The sequence below is a fragment of the Micromonospora sp. CPCC 205539 genome, from assembly GCF_036906815.1.
Taxonomy (GTDB): domain Bacteria; phylum Actinomycetota; class Actinomycetes; order Mycobacteriales; family Micromonosporaceae; genus Micromonospora.
On sequence record NZ_JBAKHW010000021.1, the window covers coordinates 26,030 to 50,390 of the forward strand.

General features: G+C 72.2%; 25 protein-coding genes and 1 tRNA gene. 3 read left to right on the forward strand and 23 right to left on the reverse strand.

The window, feature by feature from the left end; translation table 11 throughout:
• Positions 1-37: 37 nt before the first annotated feature.
• The 3 genes from V6V47_RS19595 to V6V47_RS19605 form a co-directional block, all read right to left on the reverse strand.
• Complete coding sequence (locus V6V47_RS19595) at positions 38-796, reverse strand: Bax inhibitor-1/YccA family protein (RefSeq protein ID WP_334629733.1); 759 nt, start codon at positions 794-796, stop codon at positions 38-40.
• A gap of 144 nt (positions 797-940) precedes the next feature.
• The gene (locus V6V47_RS19600; RefSeq protein WP_334629734.1) at positions 941-1,756 is read right to left on the reverse strand and encodes a Bax inhibitor-1/YccA family protein; all 816 of its coding nucleotides are present in this window, start codon (positions 1,754-1,756) and stop codon (positions 941-943) included.
• A 111-nt stretch (positions 1,757-1,867) separates the two neighbouring features.
• Positions 1,868-1,948: transfer RNA gene (locus V6V47_RS19605), tRNA-Leu, on the reverse strand.
• Positions 1,949-2,049: 101 nt separating this feature from the next.
• Between V6V47_RS19605 and V6V47_RS19610 the strand changes: the two genes are divergently transcribed.
• Positions 2,050-3,915 (forward strand): hypothetical protein, encoded by a 1,866-nt coding sequence (locus V6V47_RS19610; RefSeq protein WP_334629735.1) that lies wholly within the window; start codon positions 2,050-2,052, stop codon positions 3,913-3,915.
• A 69-nt stretch (positions 3,916-3,984) separates the two neighbouring features.
• Here the strand turns inward: V6V47_RS19610 and V6V47_RS19615 are convergent, their stop codons facing one another.
• The 13 genes from V6V47_RS19615 to V6V47_RS19675 all read right to left on the reverse strand — a co-directional run bounded on the left by V6V47_RS19615 (position 3,985) and on the right by V6V47_RS19675 (position 15,613).
• Positions 3,985-5,316: an NAD(P)/FAD-dependent oxidoreductase gene (locus V6V47_RS19615; RefSeq protein WP_334629736.1), complete on the reverse strand. Its 1,332-nt coding sequence runs from the start codon at positions 5,314-5,316 to the stop codon at positions 3,985-3,987.
• A gap of 103 nt (positions 5,317-5,419) precedes the next feature.
• The gene (locus V6V47_RS19620) at positions 5,420-5,980 is read right to left on the reverse strand and encodes a hypothetical protein (RefSeq protein WP_442934268.1); all 561 of its coding nucleotides are present in this window, start codon (positions 5,978-5,980) and stop codon (positions 5,420-5,422) included.
• Positions 5,980-7,416 carry a DUF58 domain-containing protein gene (locus V6V47_RS19625; RefSeq protein WP_334629738.1) on the reverse strand — a complete coding sequence of 479 codons (1,437 nt, stop codon included), beginning with the start codon at positions 7,414-7,416 and terminating at the stop codon, positions 5,980-5,982. Before V6V47_RS19625 ends, V6V47_RS19620 begins: the two co-directional genes overlap by 1 nt.
• A complete protein-coding gene (locus V6V47_RS19630) occupies positions 7,416-8,423 on the reverse strand; it encodes an AAA family ATPase (RefSeq protein ID WP_334629739.1) in 1,008 nt (335 codons plus the stop codon). The genes V6V47_RS19625 and V6V47_RS19630 overlap by 1 nt, the downstream gene beginning before the upstream one ends.
• Positions 8,423-9,010, reverse strand: coding sequence for a hypothetical protein (locus V6V47_RS19635; RefSeq protein ID WP_334629740.1), 588 nt, complete (start codon positions 9,008-9,010; stop codon positions 8,423-8,425). Before V6V47_RS19635 ends, V6V47_RS19630 begins: the two co-directional genes overlap by 1 nt.
• Positions 9,007-9,813, reverse strand: a complete 807-nt coding sequence (locus V6V47_RS19640) for a DUF4129 domain-containing protein (protein WP_334629741.1) — start codon at positions 9,811-9,813, stop codon at positions 9,007-9,009. The genes V6V47_RS19635 and V6V47_RS19640 overlap by 4 nt, the downstream gene beginning before the upstream one ends.
• Positions 9,814-9,833: 20 nt before the next feature.
• Positions 9,834-10,574, reverse strand: a complete 741-nt coding sequence (locus tag V6V47_RS19645) for a uracil-DNA glycosylase (RefSeq protein WP_442934267.1) — start codon at positions 10,572-10,574, stop codon at positions 9,834-9,836.
• Positions 10,567-11,253 carry a dienelactone hydrolase family protein gene (locus tag V6V47_RS19650; protein ID WP_334629742.1) on the reverse strand — a complete coding sequence of 229 codons (687 nt, stop codon included), beginning with the start codon at positions 11,251-11,253 and terminating at the stop codon, positions 10,567-10,569. Before V6V47_RS19650 ends, V6V47_RS19645 begins: the two co-directional genes overlap by 8 nt.
• Before the next feature lie 210 nt (positions 11,254-11,463).
• Positions 11,464-11,970: an LppU/SCO3897 family protein gene (locus tag V6V47_RS19655; RefSeq protein ID WP_334629743.1), complete on the reverse strand. Its 507-nt coding sequence runs from the start codon at positions 11,968-11,970 to the stop codon at positions 11,464-11,466.
• A gap of 130 nt (positions 11,971-12,100) precedes the next feature.
• Positions 12,101-13,111, reverse strand: a complete 1,011-nt coding sequence (locus tag V6V47_RS19660; protein ID WP_334629744.1) for an HAAS signaling domain-containing protein — start codon at positions 13,109-13,111, stop codon at positions 12,101-12,103.
• Positions 13,108-13,440: a PadR family transcriptional regulator gene (locus V6V47_RS19665; protein ID WP_334629745.1), complete on the reverse strand. Its 333-nt coding sequence runs from the start codon at positions 13,438-13,440 to the stop codon at positions 13,108-13,110. Before V6V47_RS19665 ends, V6V47_RS19660 begins: the two co-directional genes overlap by 4 nt.
• Before the next feature lie 177 nt (positions 13,441-13,617).
• Positions 13,618-14,547, reverse strand: coding sequence for a Ppx/GppA phosphatase family protein (locus tag V6V47_RS19670; RefSeq protein ID WP_334629839.1), 930 nt, complete (start codon positions 14,545-14,547; stop codon positions 13,618-13,620).
• Between the two features lie 22 nt (positions 14,548-14,569).
• Complete coding sequence (locus tag V6V47_RS19675) at positions 14,570-15,613, reverse strand: ArsR/SmtB family transcription factor (RefSeq protein ID WP_334629746.1); 1,044 nt, start codon at positions 15,611-15,613, stop codon at positions 14,570-14,572.
• Between the two features lie 109 nt (positions 15,614-15,722).
• Here V6V47_RS19675 and V6V47_RS19680 point away from each other — a divergent pair, with 109 nt between their 5' ends.
• Positions 15,723-16,601 carry an alpha/beta hydrolase family esterase gene (locus V6V47_RS19680; RefSeq protein WP_334629747.1) on the forward strand — a complete coding sequence of 293 codons (879 nt, stop codon included), beginning with the start codon at positions 15,723-15,725 and terminating at the stop codon, positions 16,599-16,601.
• On the opposite strand, the gene V6V47_RS19685 is transcribed toward V6V47_RS19680, so the two are convergent.
• The 4 genes from V6V47_RS19685 to eno all read right to left on the reverse strand — a co-directional run bounded on the left by V6V47_RS19685 (position 16,602) and on the right by eno (position 19,734).
• On the reverse strand, positions 16,602-17,144 hold the full coding sequence (locus V6V47_RS19685) for an amino-acid N-acetyltransferase (protein ID WP_334629748.1): 543 nt from the start codon (positions 17,142-17,144) through the stop codon (positions 16,602-16,604).
• Positions 17,141-17,698 (reverse strand): DUF501 domain-containing protein, encoded by a 558-nt coding sequence (locus V6V47_RS19690; RefSeq protein ID WP_334629749.1) that lies wholly within the window; start codon positions 17,696-17,698, stop codon positions 17,141-17,143. The genes V6V47_RS19685 and V6V47_RS19690 overlap by 4 nt, the downstream gene beginning before the upstream one ends.
• A gap of 34 nt (positions 17,699-17,732) precedes the next feature.
• Entirely contained in the window at positions 17,733-18,371 is a 639-nt protein-coding gene (locus V6V47_RS19695; RefSeq protein ID WP_334629750.1) for an FtsB family cell division protein, read from the reverse strand.
• Positions 18,372-18,450: 79 nt separating this feature from the next.
• Complete coding sequence (gene eno, locus V6V47_RS19700) at positions 18,451-19,734, reverse strand: phosphopyruvate hydratase (protein ID WP_334629751.1); 1,284 nt, start codon at positions 19,732-19,734, stop codon at positions 18,451-18,453.
• Positions 19,735-19,947: 213 nt separating this feature from the next.
• Here eno and V6V47_RS19705 point away from each other — a divergent pair, with 213 nt between their 5' ends.
• A complete protein-coding gene (locus V6V47_RS19705; RefSeq protein WP_334629752.1) occupies positions 19,948-20,640 on the forward strand; it encodes a hypothetical protein in 693 nt (230 codons plus the stop codon).
• A 205-nt stretch (positions 20,641-20,845) separates the two neighbouring features.
• Here the strand turns inward: V6V47_RS19705 and V6V47_RS19710 are convergent, their stop codons facing one another.
• The 3 genes from V6V47_RS19710 to V6V47_RS19720 form a co-directional block, all read right to left on the reverse strand.
• The gene (locus V6V47_RS19710; protein WP_334629753.1) at positions 20,846-22,465 is read right to left on the reverse strand and encodes a DUF885 domain-containing protein; all 1,620 of its coding nucleotides are present in this window, start codon (positions 22,463-22,465) and stop codon (positions 20,846-20,848) included.
• 111 nt (positions 22,466-22,576) lie between these two features.
• A complete protein-coding gene (locus tag V6V47_RS19715) occupies positions 22,577-23,554 on the reverse strand; it encodes a nucleoside triphosphate pyrophosphohydrolase (RefSeq protein WP_334629754.1) in 978 nt (325 codons plus the stop codon).
• A 2-nt stretch (positions 23,555-23,556) separates the two neighbouring features.
• Positions 23,557-24,351 (reverse strand): hypothetical protein, encoded by a 795-nt coding sequence (locus V6V47_RS19720; protein WP_334629755.1) that lies wholly within the window; start codon positions 24,349-24,351, stop codon positions 23,557-23,559.
• Positions 24,352-24,361 lie beyond the last annotated feature (10 nt).

Consider the following 24,361-nt stretch of genomic DNA (forward strand, 5'->3'; position numbering starts at 1 on the left):
GTCTACGGCCGACACCGGCCACGCGGCATCGGGCCGGTCAGCGGCGCAGGTAGCTGATCAGCCGCAGCAGCTGCCAGTAGAGGAAGACCAGCCCGGTGAGCAGACCGAACGCGCTCAACCACGCGTACCGGCGGGGTCGGCCGTCGCGCACCGAGCGTTCGACGAGATCGAAGTCGAGGATGAAGCTGAACGCGCCCGCGATGATCGCCACCACCGAGAAGGCGTACGGCAGCCAGCCGACTTCTCCGCTCACGCTGTAGACCGCCAGACCCGCCCGCCCGGTGATCAGGTATGACACCAGGTTGACCACGCTGAGCACGGCGATGCCGAGCAGCGTGCCGATCACCAGGCGGGCCAGCCGGGGCGTCGCCCGGATCACCCGGGCCCGGTAGAGCGCGGCCATGCCGAGGAAGACACCGAAGGTGCCGGCCACCGCCTGCACCACGATCCCCGGGTAGACCTGCTCGAAGGCCCGGCTGGCCACCCCCAGCAGCAGGCCCTGGAGCACGGCGTAGCCGACGATCGGTGCCGGGTTGGTGATCCCGCGCAGCGAGATGACCAGGACCAGCACGATCGAGGCGAGCGCGCTGCCGGCCAACGCGGCCGGTAACCAGGCCGCCTGCGGCACCACCGCCCAGGACACCGCCGCCGCCGCGCCGGTGACCAGCAACAATCCGACGGTACGCACCACCACGTCGTCGACGGTCATCGCCTCGGTGCCGCCGAGGCCGAGCACCCGGGCCTCCGCCCGGCCGGTCTCGTCCAGCCGGTTGAGCACCGGGTTGTTGCTGCGCACCGCCGCCTCCTCTGCCCGCGTACCCCTCGCAGTCACTCTGCCCCGGACGGCTCGGCGGCGGCGGGCAAACAGCGCGGCCGGTACGGACGACGGCGCCCGCCCCCGCAACGCGGGGACGGGCGCCGGTCGGCAGCGCGGACGAGGTCAGTCGTCGCCCTGGAAGTAGCTCAGCAGGCGCAGGATCTCGATGTAGAGCCAGACCAGGCTGACCAGGATGCCGAACGCGGCCGTCCAGGAGTAGCGCTGGGGCAGGCCCATCCGGACGCCGTCCTCGATCTCCTTGAAGCTGAGCACGAAGCTCAGCGAGGCGACCACGATGCAGACCAGGCTGAAGCCGATGGCCAGCGGGCTGCCGTCGCGCAGGCCGGTGTTGACCCCGAACAGGGCCAGCACCAGGTTGATCAACATGACCGCGAAGAGGCCGGTCATTACCGCGATCATGCCCTTGACGAAGACCGGGGTGGCCCGGATGACCTTCGCCTTGTAGAGCATCGCCATCAGGAAGAAGATGCCGAAGCTGGCTGCGGCGGCCTGGAGCACGATGCCGGAGTAGGCCGTCTCGAACGCCTTGCTCACCATGCCGACGAAGACGCCCTCGACGACCGCGTACGTGATGACCAGCGCCGGGTTGGCCATCCGGGAGAACGAGATGATCAGGCCGAGCACCAGACCGACCACCGCCGCGCCGATCCACGCGGCGCCGACCAACGCGTCGGGCACGAGCACCCAGGCGGCCGCGGCGGAGATGCCGAGGATGCCGAGCAGCGCGACGGTCTTGACCACCACGTCGTCGATGGTCATGGGCGCCACGGTGGGCGGCGCAGCCGGGTAACCGGCCTGGGACGGGTACTGCTGGGGAATGCCGGGCTGTCCGTACGGCCCGGCCGGGGCGTACCCGGCGGACCGCTCCCGCTCGGCCGCCTGGCCGAGCCGGGCGAGCACCGGGTTCGAGGTCTTCACTGTCTGGCCTCCCTCAGGGGGTCGTGTGCACGTGAGACGTGCCACCCAAGAGTAAACTGCCCGACCCACTCACGGTGATCACGAATGAAGAATGGGGCGGATGCGGGCCGGTGCCCGGGGCGGGGGTCGAACCCGCATGCCTTTCGGCAGCCGCTTTTAAGGCGGCCGTGTCTGCCTTTCCACCACCCGGGCGGGTGGCACCGGCGCGCCGACACGCACGGTGCAGTGTCACCGTAGCGGGTCGATGGCGACCCGGCGTACCCCGCCGGGCGGCCCACACTAGGGTCGATGCCGTGAGCAGCGCAGCCCCCACGGCCCCCGACGCCGCCTCTGAGCAGGCATTCCGCCTTGCCGACCGAGTTGCCCGCCGCTCCCGGGTCGTCCGGCTGCTGGCCGCCGTCCGCCGCAATCGAGCGGACCTGATGATCGCGCTGGCTTTCCTGGTGCTGGCCGTCTGGCTCACCCACGGGCTGTGGCCCGACCCGGCCGGCCGAATGCTGGCCCTCAATCCCGAGGACCAGACCCTCTACGAGTGGTTCCTCGCGGTCGACGCGCGGGCGCTGCTCGGCGACTTCAGCCTGCTCACCGACCGGCTCAACGCCCCCGACGGGGTCAACCTGATGGCCAACACCACGGTCATCGCGCTCGGCGTCGTCTGCGCGCCGATCACCCTGCTGCTCGGCGCGCCGGTCACCTTCGCGCTGCTGGCCGCCGCCAACCTGGCCGGCACCGCCACCGCCTGGTACCTGCTGTTCCACCGGACGCTGCGGACCCGCCGGATCGCCGCCGCGCTCGGCGCTGGGCTGTGCGGGTTCGGCCCCGGGATGATCTCGCAGACCAACAGTCACCTGCACATGACCGCCCAATGGCTGGTGCCGGTGATCGTCTGGCTGGTGGTCCGGCTGCTGCGGGCGTCCGATCCGGGGGCCACGTCGTCCGCCGGGCCCGGGGCCGACCGTGTCCAACCGGCCGGGCCCAACCGGCGGCGGATGCTCAGCTCGGCAGCCGGGCTGGCGGCGGCGGTCACCGTTCAGGTCTTCATCGGTGAGGAGGTGCTGTTCCTCGCCGCCGGCACGCTGCTGGTGATGGCGGTCGGCTACGCCCTGGCGGACCGGGACCTGGCCCGACGGGCGCTGCCGTGGTTTGCCGGCGGGTTGGCGGTCGCCGCCGGGCTGGCCCTGCTGGTGCTCGGTTATCCGCTCTGGTTCCAGTTCGCCGGGCCGCAGGGGGTCGCCGACGGCATGTTCAGCCCGGGCTACTTCTCGGCCGACCTGAGCAGCTGGTGGGCCCTCTCGCCGCTCTCGCTGGCCGGCAGCGACGAGGCTTCCCGGTTGACCACCGGCCCAGCCGAGTACAACACCTTCCTCGGCTGGCCGCTGCTGCTGGTCGCCGCGGCCTGCGCGATCTGGGTCGGCCGGCGCCGACTGGTGCTCGCCTGCGCGGCGGCGGCGCTCGTCATGGGCGCGCTCTCACTCGGCCCGGAGGTGGTGCTCGGCGGCACCAGGACCGCGCTGCCCGGCCCGTACGCCCTGCTGGCCGGGTTGCCGGTCGTGGACGGGGCGCTGCCGATGCGGTTCGGCCTGGCGCTCCTCCCCCTCGTCGCGACGATGCTGGTGCTGGCGGTCGACCGGGCCCTGCGGGACACCGGCCGGGCGCGCCGACTGGTGCCGGTGGCCGTCGTCGCGGCGCTGCTTCCGGTCTTTCCGACTCCCCTGCCGACCGCCGCGCGGCCCGCCGTGCCGGAGTTCATCACTGGCGGGCACTGGCGGCAGTGTGTGCAGCCCGGCGGGGTGCTGGTGCCGGTGCCGCTGCCCACCCCCAAAGAGCCCTGGCCGATGCGCTGGGCGGCCGCCGCCAACGCCGGCTTCGGCATGCCCGAAGGTTTCTTCATCGGCCCGTACGGGCGAGGCGGCACCGCGGCGATGGGCACCTTCAAGCAGCCCACCTCGGCCCTGCTGGCGGACGTCGCGCGGCGCGGCGACCAGCCGGCCATCGGCGACGAGCAACGCCGGCAGGCCGCGCGGGACGCGGACTTCTGGGGCGCCTCCTGCGTCGCACTGGCCGACGACGCCCCGCACGTGGAGAGCCTGCGCCACACCCTGGAGCAGCTCTACGGCCCGTCCACCCGGATCGCCGACGTCTGGATCTGGCGGGTCTGACCCGGCCCGGTGCTGAAAAAGGCCCCTCCGCACCGCAGACGGTGCGAAGGGGCCCTTCTTGCACGTTGGTCAGACGCGGGGCGCGCCGACGGGCTGGGACGCCTCGACGAACTCCTCGCGCGGGTCGTGCAACTGGCCCAGGGAGACGACCTCACGCTTGAGGAAGAACGCCAGCGACCAGTCCACCACCACGCGGACCTTGCGGTTGAACGACGGGATCCGGCTCATGTGGTACGTCCGGTGCATGACCCACGCCGGCCAGCCGGTCATCTTGATCCCGTACACCTGGGCGACGCCCTTGTGCAGGCCGAGGCTGGCCACGCTGCCGACGTGCTTGTGCTTGTAGTTGACCGGCTCGCGGCCCCGGATCACCGCCGCGATGTTGTCGGCCATCCGCGCGGCCTGACGCACCGCGTGCTGCGCGCTCGGCGAGCAGAAGTTGCCCGGCTCCTTGGTCAGGTCGGGCACGGCGGCGCAGTCACCGGCGCTCCACGCGCCCTCGACCACCCGGTCACCGTCGACCACCTGAAGGGTGGGCAGGCAGGTGACCCGACGACGGTCGTCGCGCGGGAAGTCGGTCGAGTCCAGCATCGGCGACGGCTTCACGCCGGCCGTCCAGACGATCGTGTCGGACCGGAAGCTGTCGCCGTCGGACAGCTTGACGACGCCGTCGACGCAGGACTCCAGGCGGGTGTCCAGCCGGATGTCCATGTTGCGCTTGAGGAGCTGCTGGACGGTGTATGCACCCATGTCCCGGTCCACCTCGGGCAGCACCCGCTGGGTGGCCTCGACGAGCACCCAGCGCACCTCGTCCTGCTTCAGCTCCGGGTAGTAGCGCAGCGCGTCGCGGGTCATGTCCTCCATCTCCGCGAGCGCCTCGATGCCGGCGTAGCCACCACCGACGAAGGTGAAGGTCAGCGCCGAGCGGCGGACGTCCGGGTCGGGAGTGACGGCCGCGACGTCGAGCCGGTCCAGCACGTGGTTGCGGAGGTAGATCGCCTCGCCGATGGTCTTGAACCCGATGCCCTGCTCGTGCAGCCCGGGAATCGGCAGCGTCCGGGACACCGAGCCGGGGGCCACGATCACGTGGTCGTACTCGATCTCGCGGGCCGGGCCGATGATCGGCTGCACGGTGGCCACCTTGCGGTCGTGCTCGATCCGCGTGACCGTGCCCGCCACCACCGTGCACCGGCGCAACTCACGGCGCAGCGGCACCACGGAGTGCCGCGGGGAGATATTGCCCGCCGCCGCCTCGGGCAGGAACGGCTGGTAGGTCATGTGCGGCTGGGGATCAACCACGATGACCTCAGCCTCACGGGAGCTGAGCTTCTTCGACAGACGCAGGGCAGCGTAGAGACCAACGTGCCCGGCACCCACCACAAGGATCCGCTTCGGATTCACGTTATCTATCTTTCCCCGGCCGGCTCAGGTAATCCCGCTCGCGCCCCCCATCTGTGACGGAGCACAACCCCTGTGACCTGCGTAACTCTGCCGTCCCACCGGTTTACCTACGGCGCAGCAGCCAACCCAGCAACGCTGCTGTCCCCACTGCCACCATCAGCCCCAGCACTGTCACCCACTGGTGCCCGGCCGCCCCACCCAGGCGGCCGACCTGCAACAACAACACTCCGAGCACGGCCGCACCCAGCAGCACCGCGGCCGCACGCAGCAGCCACCGGGTGATCAGATCCGGGTCCACCACCGCGTCGTAGGGCAGCAGCGCGGCCAGCGCGCAGAGGGTGTGCCCCAGGTAGAGCAGCACGGCGACGGCGAGCAGTCGCCACAGCGCCACCGGGCGGCCGTAGCCGTCGGTGGCGAGCAGCCAACCGCCCACCGTGACCAGTGCCGTGAAGGTCGGCCAGATCCGGCGCGGGCCCAACGCGGGCAGCAGCGCGGCCACCGACAGGAAGACGAGCGTCCGGCCGACCAGCGCCTCGGCGGGGAACGCCAGCGCGTACCCGGCCAGCACGATGACGAAGATCCCGCCCCGGACCATCAGCGGGGCCGGGCTGATCCGGGCGAGGGCGTTCTGGGCCGCCGTAACTCGCCCGGTGACCGCGTCGATCATCTGATCCCCACCCTCGGTGCCGTCGCCAGGCGGGCCACATCCCGGAGCACCTGATCGAGGCTGCCCGCGCCGGCCCAGCGCACCACCGGCACGCCATGCTCCCGGAGCTGCCCGATCATGGTCTCCCGGTCCAGCCGCCACAGCCGGTACGCCACCTCGGCCCAGCCCCGGTCCTTCGGCGGCGTCAGGTCGGTCGGCAGCGTGTCGACCGCCACCACGAACCGCCCGCCGCGCGCCAACCGGGCCAGCATCTGCGCCGACCGTTCGTCGAGCAGCGGTGTGAGCACCACCACCAGCGCGTCCGAGGAGAGCAACTGGGGGCCGAACACCTGGTCGTACGGCTCGTGCGGGGAGGATTCGGCGCGTACGTCGAGCAGCCACTCCAGCACGGTCAGGTACTGCCGGCGGCCGGTGGCCGGGCGTAGTCGACGGGCCCCCGGCCCGTACTCCAGCATCGAGACCCGATCGCCCCGGTGCAGGTAGTGCTCGGCGATCGCGGCGGCGGCCCGCACGGTGGTGTCCAGCACCGAGGCGGCACCGCCCACCCCGCCGGAGCGGCCGGCCTCGGCGAGCACGTCGAGCAGCAGCACCACCTCGGCGTCCCGGTCGGAGAGGGTGGCCGCCACGTGCAGCTGCCGGGCGCGCAGCGAGACGCGCCAGTCGATGCGGCGCAGCCGGTCACCGGGGCCGAAGATCCGGACGCCGGCCAGCTCACCGCCCTCCCCGGGCCGGCGGGAGTGATGTGCCCCGACCAGGCCCGCGGCCCGCGGCATCGCCTCCACCGCCTCGAACGGCTCGGTACGCGGATAGACCCGGACCTTGACCGGCTCGGTGATCACCGCCCGGGAGACCAGCAGACCGCTCGCCGCGACGACCCGGGCACCGGCCGGTCCCACCGCGTGCCGGCCCCAGCGCAGGGCCCGGCCGGCCAACTCCAGGTCCACCGCGGCGGCGCTCGGCAACGACGTCACGAACGGCCGGTCGGCGACGGAACGACCCGTGCCCCCGTCGGTGGGCGTTTCGTTACCGGCTTGTGGCTCATCGCCCCCGGCCTCCTCCAGGGCGAAGCCGGCCCGCTCGATCCGCAACCACGGCGAGACCCGGGACCGCACCACCACCAGGTCGTAGTCGACCGTGTCCGGGTTGCCGACGCTCACCGCCGCCGTCACCTCGCCACCCTCGACCAACGTCCCGTCCGCACCAGGGGTGATCCAGACCTGCGGCAGCGCGGTGGGCCGGCGGCGCAGCGCGTACGCGGTGCCGAGCGCGAACGGAGCGGCCAGCACGATCAGGTCGACCCGCCCCAGCAGCACCCCCGCCACCAGAAACAGGCCGGCGAGCAGCACCGCCCGGCCGAGCGCCGGGGTGGGCGCCCAGCCGGCGGCCGCCTCCGGCTCGGCGGATCGCTGCGCGGGCACGGTCGGTCCGGTCATCAGTGCCGGGGCCCGCCGGCGGCGTAGCTGGGCAGCGCGCCACTGGCCGGCACGGGAGTGCCCTCCAGCACCTCGCCGACCACGAACGCCGGGTCGACCCGGCGCAGCCACATCTCCGGACGCAGGGTGATCCGGTGGGCCAGCGCGGGCGCCGCCACCTCCTTGACGTCCTCCGGCACCACGTAGTCCCGGCCGCCGAACACCGCTCGGACCCGGGCCAGCAGCAGCAGCGCCAGCGAGCCACGGGGCGAGGCGCCGACCAGCACCGACGGGTGCTCACGGGTGGCCGCGGTGAGGGCCACGATGTACCGGCCGACCGAATCCTCCACCACCACGTTCTCCAGGGCGGCCTGCATCGCCCGCAGGGTGGCCGCGTCGACCACCGGCTTGATGTCCGCCTCCTCGCGGCGACGGGCCATCCGGCGGCGCAGCACCTCCCACTCCTCGTCGTGCTCCGGGTAGCCGAAGGAGACCCGGAGCAGGAACCGGTCGAGCTGCGCCTCCGGCAGCGGGTAGGTGCCCTCGTACTCGATCGGGTTGGCGGTGGCCAGCACGTGGAACGGCTCGTCCAGCTTGTAGGTCACGCCCTCCACCGAGACCTGCTTCTCCTGCATCGCCTCCAGCAGCGCGGACTGGGTCTTCGGCGGCGTCCGGTTGATTTCGTCGGCGAGCAGCAGGTTGGTGAAGACCGGGCCGGCCCGGAAGGTGAAGTCACCATTGCGCTGGTCGTAGAGGAACGAGCCGGTGACGTCGGCCGGGAGCAGGTCCGGGGTGAATTGGAGCCGGCGGAAGTCCAGCCCGAGCGCCTGGGCGAAGGACCGAGCGGTGAGGGTCTTACCCAGCCCCGGCAGGTCCTCCAGCAGCACGTGCCCACCGGCCAGGATCCCCGCGAGAACCAGCTCCAACGCGTCCCGCTTGCCGACCACGACGGTGCCGACCGCGTCCAGCACCGCCCGGGCCAGGTGACCGACCTCGGCGGGGGGCATGCTCCGGTCCACGTCGTTCATCAGATCTTCTCCAGTTCGGCGACGATCGCCGCCACGTCACGAGGCGACGGGGTACGGCGGGAGGGGGTGGCGAGGAAGCGCCAAAGCTGATCGCCCAGCAGCGCTCGTGCCCGGGTCGGATCGGAGTCGCGGGTGAGGCCGTGCCGCTGGCGCAGCCGCTCGTCGGCCAGCTCGCCGAGGCGGGGCAGGATGCGCTCGGCGAACCGCTCACGGTGGTCCGACGACCAGTCCAACGGCCGCTCCCAGCCGTTGATCGCCGCGCGCAGCGCGTCCCGGCTGCCCCAGTGGTAGCTGCCGTCCTCCTCGCCCGTTCCGACCCGACCGCCGACCGGCGCCGACGGTGGCGGTGCGAGCAGGCCGGTGATCCGGCGTACCGCGAGCACGGCGAGCACCCCGGCGATCAGGATGGGCAGCGAGATCTGGAGACCGATCGCGCGAAGACCGACGACCAGCACCGCGACCACCGCCGCGGCGGTGAAGAGCAGTCGCAGCACCCCGCGGCTCCGACCGCCGGACGGCCGAGGGCCGGCCGGTGCCGATTCCTCCTCGGAGCCGAGCAGGTCGTCAATGCTGGTGCTGCTGCTCATGGCGCCACCGCCTCCGTTTCGCCGCGCGCTACCGCGGTCAACTCGCCGCGCAGCCGGCGCAGCGCGGCGCGCGCCTGATCGCGGGTGCGCTCGTCGACCGGGCGGGTGGCGTACCGGGCCTGCCGGTAGACGTGCGCGAACTCGGCCAGCACGTCGGCGCTGACGATCGCCGGCACACCGGCCGTCGGGTCGCCGCGCAGCAGCCGGGTGACCAGGTCGGTGGGGGTGTCCCCGGTCTGTCGGGAGACCCCGGCCGCACCGGCGGCCTCCTCCAGGCGGACCCAGCAGGCGATGACCGCCACCCGGGGATCGCTGGCCCGGTCGTCCAACTCCTCCAGGCCGGCGTCGAGAGCGGCGACCACCTCCTGTGCGGTGCCCTCGGCCGTACGACGGGACCACTGCGGAGGCAGTGCCCGGGCGGCCCGGCGACGTCGATACCCCCGCAGCAGGATCCAGCCGATGTAGCCGACAGCGGCGAGGATGGCCAACCCGAGCAGCGCCATCGCCACCGTCACGATCCAGTGCGGGATGTGCGCCTGCGTGACCTCGCCGGTGTCGCGCGGCTCGACCGCGATCGACGGCGGCGGTTCGGCGGTGGGGTATTCCGGCACCCACGGGACCTGTTCCACCGGCGGGATGCGGCTGGCACCGATCGACGAGTGCGCGGCGGCCAACGCGGCCCCGGCGAGCAGGGCGGCGACCACGCCGACCGGCCACCAGCGCCGGAGCAGCCCGAGCGCCGGGCGCAACACAACCGGCTCGGCGGCCGGGTACGGCGTAGGCGGGCGCGTTCCGTTCGTCATCGCCACCGCCCCACGCAGTCTCAGTCCACTCCGGCCAACTGCTTAGCCCGACCGAAGACGTCGTCCAGCATTCCTGGTGTCAGCCGCCCGGTAAAGGTGTTCTGTTGGCTGACGTGGTAGCAGCCGAGCAACTCCGGTGCGGCCGTGCCGGACCAGTGTGCCCCATGGCCGAACGCCGGTCGCGGGCTGGGCGGGCGCTGCCCGTACACCTGGCGCAGCACCGGCCACCACGCTGCCCAGGCGAACGCACCCAGCGCGACCACGACGCGCAGGGTGGGCCGGATCAAGGAGACCTCGCGGTGCAGCCAGGGTGCGCAGGTGTCCCGCTCGACCGGGGTGGGCTTGTTGTCCGGCGGCGCGCACCGGACGGCCGCGAAGATCCGGAGGTCCCGCAGGGCCAGCCCGTCATCGGCGGCGACGCTGGTCGGCTGGTTGGCCAGCCCGGCCCGGTGCAGCGCCGCGAAGAGCACGTCACCGGAGCGGTCACCGGTGAAGATCCGACCGGTGCGGTTGCCGCCGTGCGCGGCGGGTGCCAGCCCGAGGATTCCGATGCGCGCGTCTGCGGAGCCGAAGCCCGGAACGGGTCGACCCCAGTACTCCTGGTCGCGGAAGGCTGCCCGGCGGGTGCGGGCCACCTCCTCCCGCCACTGCACGAGCCGAGGGCAGGCGAAGCAGTCACTGACGGCCGCGTCCAGGTCCGTCAGGTCGGTCGCCCGCGCGGCGCGGGCGACCACCTGATCGGGAGTACGCGGCTCAGCCAAGCTTGGCCCGGAAGATCTCGAGGGTACGGGCCCAGGCGCTGGCGGCGGCGCGCTGGTCGAACGCCTCCGGCCGGTCGTCGTTGAAGAAGGCGTGCGAGGTGCCGGGGTAGTCGTAGAGGTGGCAGGCACCCCCGGCCTCCTCGATGGCCCGACGCGCGGTCTGCACGCCCTCGTCGGCCGAGGTGCCGTCCTCTTCGGAGCAGTGGATGACGGCCGACTTACCGGCGTAGTCGACCCAGTCGGGTCGCATCGTCTCCCAGGGCAGCACAGGATAGAAGCCTACGGCGGCGACGATCCGCTCGGAGAGCGTTGCGGACCAGAGGGCCAGGCTGCCACCGGCGCAGAAGCCCACGGCGCCGACCTTGCCGGTGACCTCCGGGCGCTCGGCGAGGTAGTCGGCCGCGCCCGCGATGTCCTTCGCCGCCTCGTCCATGCGCATCGCCAACAGCAGGCGCTGCGCCTCGTCCGGCTCGCTGGTGGTCTCACCGTGGTAGAAGTCGGGCGCGAGAGCGACGAAACCGGCCTCGGCGAAGCGGTCCGCCACGGACCGGATGTGCGGGACCAGGCCCCACCACTCCTGAATGACGATGACCGCGGGACTGGCCGTGCCGCTGGCGGGTATCGCGAGATACCCCTCGCTCGTGCCCCCGTTGCTGCGGTAGCTAACCATCTCGCCCATTGGCCGTCCTCCTAGCGGTCAGTCATCGTTGGCCGGTCGCCCAGTGGTCCTACGTGCCGGTAGCCTGCCATGCCGCGCGGCCCCCGGGAAGACACCGGAACAGTGGCATTCACCTCCCGTTCGCCCAACGGTGACCATGAGTACGCCGACGGCGGCGGGGAAGTGCTCCCCGCCGCCGTCGGCGTAACTGCCGGTCCACTGGTGCTCCGGTCAGGCCTTCTTGGTCAGGCAGAGCAGGTAGCCCGTCTTGCCCGGCTTGATGCTGTAGAAGAGGTACCCCTCCTGGCCTTCCTTGAGGTACTGCTGGCAGGCAGCGCCCTCCTTGGCCTGAGCCTCGGTCTGCCCCTCCACCCGACCGACCACGCTGTACGCGGCGTCCGTGGAGGTGCACTCGACGACCTTGGCGTTGTTGGCCTCCTCCTCCTCGGTGCCGTTGACCTCGGGAAGCTCGGCGATGCAGTCGCCGGCCTTGGCGTCAGCGGTCTCGTCCTTGTTCAGCGCGTTGCCGATCAGCGAGCCGATGCCGAACTTCAGGGCGCCGATGATGACGATCACGACGATCGCGCCGACGATGCCGAGAACCTTGCCTGCACCGGACTTCTTCGCCTCCGGCTCGACCGGCGACGGCGTCTCGACGGCCGGCGACGGCGGCGTCTCGACGGCCGGCTGGGGCTGCGCGGCGTCGGACGCGGGGGGCGGTGCGACCTGCTCTGACACGGGGGTTCCTTCCGAGGGGTTGATGAGCAGACGACACCGTAACGATCATTGATTTCCGGTGTCGTCCCGCTCCCCTCGTCCGTTCAGCTATTTCCCAGCTAAATATGCATGATCCAGTTCACACCGTCGTTCAGCGCGTCGCGGTGGGGTTGGGTGCGGCCGTCGGCGTGCCGGTCGGCGTCGCTGGCGGCGTGCTCGTCGGCGTGCTCGTCGGCCCTGGATTCGGGTCCGCCTGGGGCAGGCCGGTCGGGTCCGGCACCGACTCCACGGTCGGAACGGGCGCGCCCGGGGCCCGGGGCCCGAAGGGCGCCTGGTCCGGGCAGTACGGGTACGCCCGCAGCACCGGCTTGCCACCGTAGGCGTCGGCGAGGTCCGCACAGTCCGGGTAGCCGAGCCGGATCGGGTCGCCGTTCTGGTCGAAGAGCCGGGCGTTCTCCACCAGCCGACCCTCGCTGTCGTAGACGAAGACGTCCCGTACCCGCTCGTACGGGTCGTCGACCGAGATCGGGTCGTAGCCGTAGTCGCCGTAGCGCATCCGGTCCTCCGCCTGGATCAGAGAGGCCAGCGCGAAGACCACCAGCACCAGGCTGCCGGCGTGCAGCGCCCAGCGGGGCCAGCGGCTCAGTCGGGGGGAGCGTCGACCGATCCAGATCGAGACGAGCAGGAAACCGATCAGCATGATCAGGCCGGCGAGCAGTTCCCCGCCGAACCGGGGCAGCAGGCCGAAGCTCCCGCCGGTGCTGAGCACGGTTACCAGCATCGCTGCCAGGTAGCCGCGCAGCACCCACCAACCGGGTCGCAACAACCGGAGGAAGTCGCTGGCCGTCTCGTACCCCAGCGGTGGACCGAGCCGGGTGTCGAGCACGCGCAGCCGGCGACGGGCCCGGACCACGGCGCTGGCCACCCGCTGGTCGAGGTTGCGCCCGCCGGCCGGGGCGCCGGCCGCGGCGCGCAGCTCGGCGGCGTACGTCTCAGGCTCGCCGAGCCGCTCGATCAGGGTGCCCTCGGCCTCGGCGGCCACCTCGGCGAGGTGGTCGGGCAGATCCTCGGTCAACTCGTCGCGCTGGGCGGCCGGCAGGTCGGCGAGCGCGGCCCGAACGCGCGCCACGTAGTCCGTGATCTCCTGCTCCGTGACGGTCATGCCGCCCTCCCCTGATCGTCGAGCAGACTGTCCATGGTGGTGGCGAACGAGCGCCAGAGCTTGCCGGAGCGCGTCAACTGGTCACGCCCGGCGGCGTTGAGTGCGTAGTACTTGCGGTGCGGGCCGGATTCGCTCGGCACGACGTACGTGGTGAGCAGGCCGGCCGCGAAGAGGCGACGGAGCGTGCCATAGACCGAGGCGTCGCCGACCTCCTCCAGGCCGGCCTCCCGGAGCCGACGCAGGATGTCGTAGCCGTAGCCGTCCTCCTCCCGGAGCACGGCGAGGACGGCCAGATCGAGCACGCCCTTCAGCAACTGTGTGGTGTCCACGCATCGCACAGTACTGTGTATTGCGGAGTAGCGTCAACGAATCGGCCCGACGGCCTCGCCCCTGGGCGTGATCCAAATGAGGTCGGTGATGTCGGGGCATCCTGGCGCTTGGGACAGCCCGACATCAGCGACCTGGAGTCGATCAAGCCCGGATCGCGGGCCGGGCGGGTCCGACCGCTACTGGAGGCTCCAGGCGATGCCGTCGAGGATGTCGTGCTCCGAGGCGACCACCGAGGGCATCCCGGCACGTTCCATGATCACGCGGAGCACCAGCGCACCGGCCCCGATCACGTCGGCCCGGCCCGGGTGCATCACCGGAATCGCCAACCGCTGCTCGCTGGTCCGGCCCAGCAGATCGCCGGTCACCTGGGCGACCGCGTCGTACGACACCCGGGCGTGGTGGATGCGCTCCGGGTCGTACTCCCGCAGGCCCTGCGCGATGGCGACCACGGTGGTGACCGACCCGGCGAGGCCGACCAGCGTGGCCGCCTCGCGGCCGGGCACCTCGGCGAGCGCCCGGTCCACGGCCGCCTCGATGTCCGCCCGGGCGGCGGTGATCTCGGTCGGGGTCGGCGGGTTGCCGTGCAGGTGCCGCTCGGTCATCCGGACACAACCGATGTCCATCGAGATCGCCGCCCGGACCCCGTCGACCCGGTCACCGACCACGAACTCGGTCGAACCGCCGCCGATGTCGACGACCAGGAACGGCTCCTTCGCGTCGGCGGGCAGCCCGCGCACCGCGCCGGTGAACGAGAGCCGCGCCTCCTCGTCGCCGGTGACCACCTCGGGCGCGACCCCGAGGGTGCGCTGCACCATGTCGGTGAAGTCGTCGGCGTTGGCGGCGTCCCGGGAGGCGGAGGTGGCGCACATCCGTACCCGGTCCGCGCCGAGCTTCTCGATCTCCGTGGCGTACGACGCCAGCGCGACGCGCGTGCGCTCGATCGCCTCCGGGGCCAGCCGACCGGTCCGGTCCACTCCCTGGCCGAGCCGGACGATCTCCATCCGCCGGGTCAGGTCCGTCAACGGCGCCTCGGGCCCGGCCGCGGGGTCGGGCAGGTCGGCGACCAGCAGTCGGATCGAGTTGGTCCCGCAGTCGATGGCCGCCACACGCGTCGTCACGGCAGCAACCTTACGGGAGACCGGGCGGGCTCCCGTCGGCTTGTCCGTTCGACGGCCAGGCTGCCACCGAAGCCTCGTCACCCGCCCCCAGCAGGTGCGCTCCGAGCGATGTCAGGTGGTGCCGCACGGCCCCGCCGTCGCGCTCGGTGGCGATCAGGCCAGCCGCCCGCAGCGCGGTGGCATGCTCCGACGCCGAGGAGAGACTGATTCCGGCAGCCCGGGCCAACACGGTCGTGGTCGACCCGCCGGCCTCCGCGAGCCGGCGGAGCACCATCGCCCGGGTGGTGCCGAGCAGCCGTCCGAGGGCGTCACCCGGCACGGTGGCGGACGGGCGCGGCATCGGCACCGGGTACACGATCAGGATCGGACGGCCCGGCTCGACCAGCACCCGGGGGCGAGGGCCGGCCAACGGCGACGGCAGCAGGACGAGGCCGTGGCCGGTGCCGGCCAGTTCCCCCTGCCACCAGGTCCGGATCTCCAGCACCGGCTCCCGCCACCGGATCGCCGGGTGCAGGTTCGCGAAGAGGCCCGCCAGGCCGTGCAGCGCCAACCGCTGGCCGGCGCAGGTCACCTGCTGGTTGTGCGCGGACACCAGGTCGGGCCAGTGCGGCGCGAGGACGGCCTCGAACCAGGTGCGCACGGCCCCGCCGAACAGGTCCAGCACCTCCGGGTCGGCCGCGGCGAATCGTCGCCGCAGCGGGGTGGCGTCGGCCTTGGTGTATGCCGCGGTGACCTCGGCGCGGACCCGCGACGTCGGGGTGGCCCGAATCGCTTCAAGGCCGGCCGTCACCGACTCCAGGCCGTCGAAGGGAGTGACGAAATCCGGCAGATGCCCCCGGTCGGGCAGCAGGTGTCGCAGGATCGCGGTGGCGGCCCTGGCGCCACCGGCATCCTCGACCGCCGCTGCCGCGCTCTGGGCCAGGGCCGGTGCCAGCACCGCGACCGTGGGGTCGCGCAGCCACTGACCAGCCAGCAGCGCGGTCCCGACCGGGTGCAGCCGGTCGGCGAACCGCACCCGGCACAGGTCCGCCGGTCCGAGCCGAAGGCGAAGCATGACAACAGCCTGCCCGCCTTCGGCCTGGACCGAAAGGGTTGATCCACACGTAGAAGATCTCCAGTGTGGACGGCGCGGGTCGACGAGGGGGGCTGACGTGCGGCGGACGATGACGGTGCTGACGGGGCTCTGGCTCATCGTGGCGCTCGCGGCGTGCGGGGACCGGGGGCGGTCCTCGTCGACCCCGTCCGCGTCACCACCCGCGCCGAGCGAACGCCCGGCGGCCGGTGATCACCGCCTCACCCTGCAACACAACGGGCTGGACCGGACGTACCTGCTGCATGCCCCGCCCGGGTACGACCCGAACCGGTCCACCGCCCTCGTCATCGCGCTGCACTTCTATCCCGGCGCTGGCGCCTCGATGCGGGAGCTGGCCGGGCTGGACGCCAAGGCCGACAAGGACAACGTCCTGGTCGCCTACCCCGACGGGCAGGGCGGCGGCTTCAACGCGCTGATCTGCTGCGGCAGCCAGGACGATGTCGGCTTCCTCAACGCCCTCACCGACCACCTGGTGCAGACCTGGCGGGCCGACCCCAACCGGGTCTTTCTCACCGGCATCTCGAACGGTGGCGACATGAGCTTCCGGGCGGCGGTGGAGAGCACCGGCACGTTCGCTGCGATCGGTGTGGTCAGCGGCGGCTACAGCGGCACCCTGGCGCAGGCCGAGGACTTCGTGCCGAAGAGCCCGGTCTCCGTGATCACCTTCATCGGCGGCCAGGACCGGTACGCCGCGACCTTTCAGGCGGGCATCAAGACCTGGCAGGAGCGGCTGAAGTGTCGGCCGGCCCCGAAGGCGTCCGGGGTGCCGAAGGTGACCCAGACCATGGCCCGCTGCGCGGACGGCAGCGACGTCAGCGTGTACACCATCACCGAGATGGGTCACAGTTGGCCGGGAGCCACGTCGGGTCAGCTCGCCGCACCCGGCGCTGGGCTGTCGGCCACCGACCTGATGTGGGCCTTCTTCGCCAGCCACCCCCGCGGCGCCTGACTACAGGCGCAGCAGCATCCGGGTGTTGCCCAGCGTGTTCGGCTTGACCCGCTCGAGGTCCAGGAATTCGGCGACACCCTCGTCGTACGAGCGCAGCAGCTGCTCGTAGACGGGCTGCGGCACGGGCGCGCCGTCGATCGCGCGGAAGCCGAACGAGGCGAAGAACCGGGTCTCGAAGGTGAGCACGAAGATCCGCGCCACGCCCAGCTCACGAGCCGCGTCGATCAGCTCGCCCACCAGCCGGTGACCGATTCGCTGGCCCCGGCAGGACGGGTCCACCGCGACCGTCCGGATCTCGGCCAGGTCCTCCCACATCACGTGCAGCGCGCCGCAGCCCACCACGGCGTCGTCCTCGGCCCGGACCGCCACCCGGAACTCCTGGACCTGCTCGTAGAGGGTCACGGTGGCCTTGCTCAGCAGCCGCCGGTCGTCCGTGTACGTGTCGACCAGCCGCCGGATGCCCCGCACGTCCCCGGTGCGGGCACGCCGCACCAGGATCTGCGACTCGGCGACCGGCGCCGAGGACCCGGAGTCCGTGTTCATTCGCTCGCCGGCACGTCCACACACGGGCCGGCCGTCCACCAGGGCTCGACCAACTCCAGCGTCTCGTCGCCGAACGGGTTGACCCCGGGGCCGGCACCCAGCGCGTGCCCGAGGTGCACGTGCAGGCACTTGACCCGGCCCGGCATCCCGCCGGCCGAGATGCCGGCGATCTCCGGCACCTCCCCGATGGCCTCCCGGCGCGTGAGGTAATCCTCGTGCGCGGCCCGGTAGTGCGCGGCCAGCTCGGGATCCGTCGCCAGCCGGTCGGCCATCTCCTTCATCAACCCGGCCGACTCCAGTCGACTGCACGCCGCGGTCGCCCGCGGGCAGGTCAGGTAGTACAGCGTCGGGAACGGGGTGCCGTCGGAGAGCCGGGGGGTCGTCTCCACCACGTCCGGCAGCCCGCACGGGCAGCGGTGGGCCACGGCCCGGGTGCCCCGGGGCGGGCGGCCGAGCTGCGCGGCCACCGCCGCCCGGTCGGCCTCGGTCGCCGGTGCCCGCTGCGGCAGGGGTACGGAATCCGCCGCCGACTCCGACGGTGGTACGACAGTCACGGTTTCCATCTCTCCTGACGCGCTGATCGGTTACTCACTGGCTCGGCCGCTGACTGTCCGCCGCCTGGATGCTCGACCAGAGCGTGTCGTACCAGGTCACCGGCGCTGCCGGGGCAGCCGGCCCGGACGACCCGGCGTCCCGGGCGGCGCCATCCGGGTCGTGCAGCACCACCATCATCTTCTCGCCCGGCCGGCCCATGAAGAACCGCTCCCGGGCCTGGGTCTTGATGTACTCGTTGTCCTGCCACTTGGCCGCCTCGGCCTGGAGGTCCGCGATGACCTTCTCCTGCTCGGCCTGGGCGGCTTCCATCCGCTCGATGTCCGCCTGCTGGTCCAGGTAGACCCGGACCGGGTAGGTGTAGGCCAGAGCGAGCGCGATCAGCACCGCGAACAGCACGGTGGCCCGGCCGGTGAAGCGACGGGGGTGGGGTGCGGCGAGCCGCTTGACGGCGCCACCAGCGGCGGTACGCCGGGCCGCTGCCGGGCGGTTCGCGGAGCGGACCCCCTCGGCGCCCCGGGCCGCGCCCGGCGCCCGACCGGCGACGCCCCGCGGCTCGGCGCGTACACCGGACTCGCGGACCGACCCGCGGGTGGCCCGGCCGCCGCCAGGTCGGCCGGACTGACCCGGCCGACGGGCGGGACGTTGACCACCCGGTGTGCGGCGCTGCGTCATCCTCACACCCCTCCCCCGAGGCTTCGTGCGTTACAGAGGTGGTGGGAAGCCCTGGGCGAGCAGGGCTTCCCGATCACTCTCAGGCCGAACGGTAGCGCGGGAACGCGCCGGCACCGGCGTAGCGCGCCGCGTCGGCCAGCTCCTCCTCGATCCGGAGCAGCTGGTTGTACTTGGCGACCCGGTCCGAGCGGGCCGGCGCGCCGGTCTTGATCTGGCCGCAACCGGTGGCCACCGCCAGGTCGGCGATGGTGGTGTCCTCGGTCTCGCCGGAGCGGTGGCTCATCATGCACTTGAAGCCGGCCCGGTGGGCCAGGTCCACCGCGTCCAGGGTCTCGGTCAGCGAACCGATCTGGTTGACCTTGACCAGGACCGCGTTGGCCGACTTCTCGGCGATGCCGCGGGCGATGCGCTGCGGGTTGGTGACGAACAGGTCGTCGCCGACGATCTGCACCCGGTCGCCGATCGAAGCGGTCAGCGTCTGCCAGCCGCTCCAGTCGTCCTCCGCCAGCGGGTCCTCGATCGAGACGATCGGGTAGTCACCGGCCAGCTTGGTGTAGTAGTTGCTCATCTCCTCGGCGGACTTCGCGGCACCCTCGAAGGTGTAGGTGCCGTTGTCGAAGAACTCCGTGGCCGCCACGTCGAGCGCGAACACGATGTCGGTGCCGAGCCGGTAGCCGGCCTTCTCCACCGCCTCGGCGATCAGGTCCAGAGCCGCGGCGTTGGTCGGCAGGTTCGGCGCGAAGCCGCCCTCGTCGCCCAGCCCGGTCGACAGGCCCTTCTTCTTCAGCACCGACTTCAGTGCGTGGTAGACCTCGGCGCCGGAACGCAGCGCCTCACGGAAGCTCGGCGCACCGATCGGCGCGACCATGAACTCCTGGATGTCGACGTTCGAGTCGGCGTGCGCGCCACCGTTGAGGATGTTCATCATCGGCACCGGAAGCAGGTGCGCGTTCGGGCCGCCCAGGTAGCGGAAGAGGCTCAGCTCGGCGCTGCCGGCAGCGGCCTTCGCCACCGCCAGGGAGACCCCGAGGATGGCGTTCGCGCCCAGCTCCGACTTGCTGTCGGTGCCGTCGATGTCGAGCATCTTCTGGTCGATGAGCCGCTGCTCGCTGGCCTCGTACCCGATGATCTGGTCGACGATCTTGTCTTCGACGTTGGAGACCGCCTTCTCCACGCCCTTGCCCTGGTAGCGGTCGGCGTCACCGTCGCGCAGCTCGATCGCCTCGAAGGCGCCGGTGGAGGCGCCGGAGGGCACTGCGGCGCGGGCCACCGTGCCGTCGTCCAGGCCGACCTCGACCTCGACCGTGGGGTTGCCCCGCGAGTCGAGAATCTCCCGGGCGACGATTCCCTCGATGGTTGCCACTGAGTCGCTCCTCGTTGTTGATATCCGGTCCGTGGGTGGGCCGCGACGGTGCGGCTGAGGCAGGTGTTGAACGCAGCGTATCGGGCGGCGGGAACGGACACGGCGTCGCCCGCGTACCCGAGGTGCCCCACGTTGACGGACATTCCCGGTTTACCGGGAGCCAACCGGCAACGGGTTTGCGCTGCGCGGACCCGATCGACCAGGCTGGTCGCCATGCCCGCCGCCTCGACCACCCTCCGCATGCTCGCCGTGTCGGTCATCGCGTCGCTCACGGTCACTGGCTGTCAGTCATTCGAGGACGCCGGACGGGCCATGGGCCGGTCCGATCTGGTGAACGATCTCGCCGCCCGGCTCGACCGGGCCCTCGAACTGACCTACTCGGCCGACTATCAGCTTCCCGATGCACAGAGCGCCGCGATCGTGCAGGCGCAGGATCCGGTCCGCTCCGCGTACACCTACCCGGGGGGACGGCTCACCGTCACGCCCGACGCGACCACCCGGTGCACGGCGACCGACGGTCGTACGGTGTGCACGCTGGTCCCCCCGCCGACCCCGGGCAGCAAGCCCACGGTGGCGCTCTTCAACGAGGCCAACCAGCAGGGCCTGGTCACGCCGCCGGTGGTGGTGGGGATGCTGACCGCCGCCGCGCTCGACCCGGCGGCGGAGATCAAGCAGAGCGACACCACCGTCGCCGGGCACCACGCCGCCTGCGTCGAGGTGCAGCGCTCCGAGGGTGACTTCACCGCCTGCGTGACCACCGAGGGTGTGTTGGGCAGCTTCACCGGCTCGGTCGACGGCGAGCCGGTGGAGGTGGCGCTCAGCCGCTACTCCGATTCGGTGCCGAGCAGCGCGTTCGACGTGCCTGCGGGGGCCAGCGTGGTCGACAACCGCCCAGGCGGCCAGTGACCGACACGGCCGCCGGGCCGGCGCCCACCGACCTCGCCCTGCCGGTGATCGGCGCGAAACTGCTGAGCACCGCCGACGGAGCCGTGCCACGGGTCGCCGACCTGCCCGCCGACACCCGCTGGGTGCCGCTGGGCACCCTCGACGGGGTGCCCGCGTGGGCACGAGCGCGGGCCCGGCCGCCGGCGCGCGGGCGCCGGCTCTGCCCTCAGACGCCGAGCAGGGTGCGCAGGTGGCGCGGGGGCGGGCAGTCGTGGGCGAGCATCGCGTCGTGCCAGGCGCGCCGCGACGTCCCCTCCGGGCGCGTGGCCGCGATCTCGGCCACCTCGCTGTACCCCACGAAGTAGGTGGAGAGCTGGGTCGAGGTCAGCAGCGCGCGACGCCACTTGCCGGCCGCCTCGCCCTCCTCCTGGAAGCCGCGCCCGGTCATCAGCGCCATCGCCTCGGCCTCGGGCAGGTCCTCGGCGTGCACCAACTGGTCGAGCAGGGCGTTGATGGTCATCCGCAGCTGCATCTTGAGCTGCTGCAACCGCACCGGCAAACCACCGAAGCCGAGCCCGGCCATCAGCTCCTCGGCGTACACCGCCCAGCCCTCGACGAACGGGCCGGATCTGGCCAGCGCCCGTACGCGGGTGCCACCGACGTAGCGGCGGGCGTGGGCGAGCTGGAGGAAGTGCCCGGGCATCGCCTCGTGCACGGTCAGGTTGCGGACCATGTGGTCGTTGTACTCGCGGTAGAACGACTCGACCCGCTGCGCCGGCCAGTCCGCCGGGGTGGGCGCGATGCAGTAGAAGGTGGGCACCGGGGCGGTCTCCAGAGGGCCGGGCGAGTCGCAGTACGCCACCGCGACGCCCCGCGCGAACTCCGGCATCTCCTGGATCACGCACCGGTCGTCGACCAGGCTGACCAGATCGTGCGCCCGGACGAAGTCGGTCGCCTCGTCGAGGGTCACGCCGGCCAGCTCGACGATGGTGGCGTCGTTCGGGTGCTCGGCGGCGAGCACGTCCAGCGCCCGGCGTACGGCCGCGTCGTCGGCCGGACCGCCGACCAGCTCGACGGCCGCCTCGCGAAGCTCCGCCGTGACCCGGTCCAGGTTGGCCCAGGCCCGGCGCTGGATCTCGGCGGCGCCCAGCTCGGTGTCCAGGGTGTGCCAGAGCCGAGCCTCCCAACGGCGGCGGCCCAACCGTGGATCGCGCCCCGGGCCGGCGTCGGCGGCCAGGCCGGTGCGCAGCCAGGCGACGAACTCCTCCAGCGCGGCGATCGCCGCCGTGGCCGCCGGCTCCACGGCGGGGAGGCTGCCGGGTGCCTGGGCGAGCAGCGCCGGCAGCTCGTCGCGGATCAGCGCCGCCGTGCCGGTGAACTGCCCGACCGCCGTCTCGGCGTGGATCCGCGGCATGTCTCGCAGCGTCGCGCGAGCGGTGGCGAGGGCATCCGGTACGGCGTTGAGCCGACCGGCCAGGTGGGTCAGCCGGACCTCGGCCGGGGCGTACGGGCGGGCGAGCAGCGCATGCAGCAGCGGGCCCGGGTTGTGGTGCAGCGGGTCCCACTCGTGCGCCCGGATCTCGGTCAGCTCGAAGAGCTCCCGGTCCACGAATGAGGTGAGCAGGGCGTGGTCCACCTGCTCGTCGACGTCGAGCGAGTCGGCGTCCAGCTCGGACAGCGCGTTCGCCGCGTCGAGGAGCATCGCCCGGTCGGTGGCGAGCGCGTCGGCGGACAGGTCCGGCAGGAGCTCGTCGAACCGATGGTCCCCGGCACTGCTGGCGACCCCTGGCCGACTCTCCAGCAAAGCCTCGACAACCCGCTCCGCCAAAACCCCAAACGCTTCCACCCCCTGACCCTACCGACCTCCGGGCCCAGGCCACCGAGCTCGGGCCCACTGCCCGCGTTGATCAAGAGGCTCGTGTCAGCTCCGCGCCGGATCCTGACCGAAACCCCTTGATCAGCTCGACGGGAGTGGGCGCTCGGCGGCGCGGATGGCCTCGGCGTAGGCGAGGGTGGTGCGGCGTAGGGCTTGCTCGGGGTCCAGGTGGGACTTCCGCGCTGTTGCCACCGTCTCCAGGAGGGCGGCGCCTAGTTGCGCCTCCTCGTCCGCCTCTGCTGGTGGGGGTGGGACGGTCAGGCCTGCTCGGGTGGCCCGATCGAGGATCTGCGCGGCCAGGGCCAGGGCGGGTTGACTCAACGCGATGCCGTCCAGCACCGAATCGCGCGCCTTCTCGGCCCGCTTGATCCGCTCCCAGTTGGCGGTGATCTCCTCCAGGGTGCCCGCCTCCGCGCCAGCGAACACGTGCGGATTGCGCCGGATCATCTTGTCGACCAGCCCCCCGGCCACGTCGTCGACGTTCCACCGCTCGCCTTCGGGCAGCTCCTCGGCGAGCCGGGCGTGCAGCACCACCTGGAGCAGCACGTCACCCAACTCCTCGCGCAGCGCGTCGGTGTCACCGGCGCTGATCGCGTCGTACGCCTCGTAGCTCTCCTCCAGCAGATAACCGGCGAGGCTCTGATGCGTCTGCGCCCGCTTCCACGGGTCACCACCCGGCGACGCCAACTGGTCCAACACGGCCACCGCGTCCAGCAGCCGGGCGCCCGGCGGATCCCACGAGCCGTACATGAGCTCCAACTCGGCCAGCCCCGGCTCCCGGGCCAGCCGCAGACCCAGCTCCCGGGCCAACGACTCGTCGCCGGCCGGACCGGCCAACCAGACCACCGTGCCGTGTGCCGCCACCGTGTCCAGCAGTGCCTGCGCCGCCGGACCGTCCACGACGGTGACCTCGGCGCCCGCCACGCGCAGGGCCGTGGTCAGCTCACTCTCCGCGCCAACAAGCACCGGGTGCTGGCGTACGACATCCCAGGCGGCGGCGGTCAGCAGGCCGGCCGGCAGCCGGGGCGAGGTGACCAACAGGACGATCCGTGCCGACATGCTCAGCTGGCCGTGCCCTCTGCCTCCGAAGCCGCGCTCGACGATGCGGTCGGCTCCGGGGTGGAGATGTCGGTGACCGGCCCGGCCTCGTTGATGTACGGCAGCGAGTAGAAGACCAGCGACTGGCCGGTGCTCACCACCGACGGCACCCCGACGGCCCGGTAGCGCGGGTTGAGCGAGACGTCGACCTTGCTCGCCTCCTCCTCCAGCGCGGTGCTGAGCGCGGTGGCGGCGCGGACGAAACCGCCGTCGCCGAACGCCTTCCGGACGTCGGCCACCGACAGACCACCCTGGATCGCCTTGGCCTTGACCAGAGCCTGGTAGACGGCCGTCAGCGAGTCGTCGCTCAGCTCGGCTGGCGGGAGCTGCTGGTTGAGCACCTGGAGCAGATCGATCCACTCGCCCCAGAGCTTGGCGTACTCGGTGTTGGCCGGCACGCCCAGGTTCTGCGCCAACTGCTCCGGAGTGACCTCGTCGGGCACCTGGAGGTTCTTCGCCGCCGCAACCCGCTTGCCCAGCTCGAGGCTGACCAGCAGGTTCACCACGCCCTGCCGGGTGACGGCGGCGGAGCGCAGCTGGTCCGGTGACGGCGTGGCGCCGGCCTGGGCTGCCTGCTGCCGCACCGACTCGCCGTACTTCGCCTGCGCGTCGTCGTAGATCCCGTCGACCCGCTCCAGCGAGTAGGTGGTGTCACCGACGTAGGCGGCGACGTCCGGTGCGGACTTTCCGCAGGCGGCGAGGGAGAGGACACCCAGGGCCGCGACGCTGGCGGCGGCGATCACACGGCGAGCACGCATGCCCGTCACT